The organism is Promineifilum sp. (SeqCode) (assembly GCF_041918635.1).
Taxonomy (GTDB): domain Bacteria; phylum Chloroflexota; class Anaerolineae; order Promineifilales; family Promineifilaceae; genus Promineifilum.
This window is the reverse complement of the sequence record NZ_JAYRVJ010000785.1, coordinates 1-2,909: the sequence shown is the minus strand read 5'-3', so window position 1 is coordinate 2,909 and position 2,909 is coordinate 1. Positions and strand designations below refer to the sequence as shown.

General features: G+C 68.9%; 3 protein-coding genes. All 3 read left to right on the top strand.

Features of this window, described 5'->3' with window-relative positions; genetic code table 11:
* The coding region (locus ACE3UY_RS22475) for a peptide chain release factor-like protein (RefSeq protein WP_374689703.1) at positions 1-397 on the top strand (397 nt) is incomplete at its 5' end.
* 98 nt (positions 398-495) lie between these two features.
* A complete protein-coding gene (locus ACE3UY_RS22470) occupies positions 496-966 on the top strand; it encodes a MaoC/PaaZ C-terminal domain-containing protein (RefSeq protein WP_374689702.1) in 471 nt (156 codons plus the stop codon).
* A 60-nt stretch (positions 967-1,026) separates the two neighbouring features.
* Positions 1,027-2,909, top strand: a 1,883-nt coding sequence (locus tag ACE3UY_RS22465) for a transglycosylase domain-containing protein (RefSeq protein WP_374689701.1), incomplete at its 3' end; no start/stop codon positions are given.

Below are 2,909 nucleotides of genomic sequence, written 5' to 3'. Positions count from 1 at the left end.
GTTCTCCTCCGGCCCCGGCGGCCAGCACATGCAGAAGAACCAGACCGCCGCCCGCGTCATCCACAAGCCGAGCGGCATCATGGTCAAAATTCAGTCAGAGCGCAGCCTGTCCCAGAACAAGCGGCTGGCGATGGCCATCATCCAGGCCCGGTTGCAGGAGATGGAGCAGGACAAGCAGAGCGCCGCCGTGGCCGCCGACCGCAAGGCGCAGGTGGGCAGCGGCGACCGCAGCGAGAAGATCCGCACCTATAACTACCCCCAATCGCGCGTCACCGACCACCGCGTCGGCTTCACCAGCTATAACCTGCCGGTGGTCATGGACGGCGACCTCGACCCGTTCATCGACGCCCTCGCCGTGGCCGATGAGGCCGAGAAGCTGGCTGCGGCGACTGAGTAGGGGCCAGGGGAAGAAAGGTTCCTGGGGCCAGGTTCCAGGTTCTAGGGAAGAACGCTCTTCCCTGGCCCCTGGAACCTAGCCCCTATCATGAGGGACAGATGACCGAACTTGTCTACCAGCCCAAGGGGCTGTATTTTGAGGACTTCGAGATCGGGCGCAAGCTGCGCACGGCCGGCCGCACTATCACCGAGGCCGACATCGTGGCCTTTGCCGGGCTGTCGGGCGACTACAACCAGATTCACACCAACGCCGTCTATGCCGAGGCCGGCGGATTCGGCCGGCGCGTGGCCCATGGGCTGCTGGTGCAGTCCATCGCCACCGGTCTGGCCGTCCAGTCGGGCGTGATTGAGGGGACAGTGCTGGCCTTCCGCGAGTTGGCTGCCAAGTTCAGTCTGCCCGTCTTCATCGGCGACACGGTGCACGTCGCGATCGAGATTGTGGACAAGAAAGCCTTTCCCCGGTTGGGGGGTGGCAACGTGACGATGAAGTACGCCGTCGTCAACCAGAACGGCGAGGCGACGCAGCGGGGCAACTGGGTTATGCTGGTGAAGGCGCGTGGTGCAGGCTGACAGCCTGCGCTACATCCAGCGCGGGAACCATCCAGCCCCGCCCGGCGTCAAGTAGAGAGCATGCAAGACGACAAAAACCGCCAGCCAGACCAGGAGCCGGAGGGCCAGGAGCGCCGCTCATCCCCTCTGCAACCCTATAGCAGCAAGCCCAAACCCGCGTCCCCCGCCGAGGAGCCGGAGACCATCTCCCTGCTCGACCTGATGGGCGAGGAGGCGCAACAGCAGGGCGCGCCGCCGCCCGTGCCGCCGGAGGCCAAGACAGTGGAATTGCCGCCGCTATCGGCCTCCAACCCGCCGGCCCGGCCCGCGCCTGCGCCTCTGACCGACGACCAGGCCACGCCCACGGCCATGCCCCCCCTGGCCGACCAGGCGACGCCTACCGCCGCGCCGCCCGGCCAGACGCCCCCGACACAAGGGCGCGCGCAGCGCCCGCTGAGCCGCCAGGAGTGGCAGACCCCCGAATCGACGCCGACCATCGACGACACCGAGGCCACCCGCGTCCAGCCGCGCGTCGCCTTTCCCGGCGCGACGCAACAACGACCCGATCAGCCGACCGCCGACCGCCAGCCGCCGGCCGGCCAGCCGCCGCGCCCTATCGTTCCACCGCCCGGCCCGCCGCCGAGCGACGCCCAGACAGTGGTTCGCCCGCGATCGGGCTATCAGGCCCCGCCCGCCGCCTGGCCCCAACAGCCAGCCGGCGCGCAACCGCCCGCCCAGCCGCGCCCGCCCGCCGCTCCGCCGTCTCCGCCGCGCCGCGACGCGCCGAAGGTGGCGACACCTCCGGCCCCACCGGTCGTGTCGCGCGCCCCGCTGACGGCCGGCCGCATAGCACGCGGCCTGATGGTGGCGCTGCTCGTCCTGGTCGTCGGCTCGTTCCTGGTGGCCTCGCTGGCCGCCGTCGGCTACAGCCTCGTCGCCAGCGACCTGCCGCGGCCGACGGAGTTGCGCGACCGGGCCAGCACCTTCGAGACGGCCCGCATCTATGACCGCAACGGTCAACTGCTCTATGCCCTGGCCGACCCCAACGCCGGCAACCGCACCTACGTGACGCTCGACCGCATCTCTCCCTACCTGGTGCAGGCGACCATCTCCACCGAGGACAAGCGCTTCTACGACAACCCCGGCTTCGACCCCATCGGCCTCGTCCGCGCCGTCGTCATGGCCGCGCGCGAACAGGAGGCGGTGGCCGGAACCAGCACCATCACCCAACAGTTGGTGCGCGCCACCCTGCTCGATGAGGACGAGCGCACCGAGCGCAGCTACCGGCGCAAGGTGCGCGAGATCATCCTCGCCGCCGAAATCTCCCGTACCTACGAGAAGAATGAGATTCTTGAGCTTTACCTCAATGAGATTTATTACGGCAACCTGGCTTACGGCATTGAGGCGGCGGCCAACACCTACTTCAACAAATCGGCCGCTGAACTGACGCTGGCCGAGGCGTCGCTGCTGGCCGGGCTGCCCCAGGCCCCGGCCCTCTGGGACCCCTACACCGCGCCCGACAAGGCATTAGGCCGCCAGCGCGAGGTGCTGAGCCTGATGGTGTCCAATGGCGACGTGACGCTTGAAGAGGCCCAGGCGGCGCTGAACGAGATGGCCGTCCGCGTCTACGAACTGGAGCCGCAGGCCGTCACCATTCGCCACCCGCACTTCACCTTCACCGTCTTGCAGCAGGCCGAGGAGCTGCTGGGCGCGCAGTCGATCTATCGCGGCGGCCTGAGCATCCAGACGACGCTCGATCCCGACGCGCAGCGGCTGGCCGAGGAGGCCGTAGCCGCCAACCGCGAGCTGCTGGCCTCCGGCGGGGCCAACAACGCCGCCCTGGTCGCCCTGCAACCGCAGACCGGCGAGATTCTGGCGATGGTCGGCAGCGCCGACTTCAACAACGAAGCCATCAGCGGCCAGGTCAACATGGCCCTGGCCCCGCGCCAGGCCGGCTCGTCCAT

Bases quoted from the DNA above. Each gene is read 5' to 3' on its own strand.
- ACE3UY_RS22470 (WP_374689702.1), top strand. From the start codon at position 496: ATGACCGAACTTGTCTACCAGCCCAAGGGGCTGTATTTTGAGGACTTC.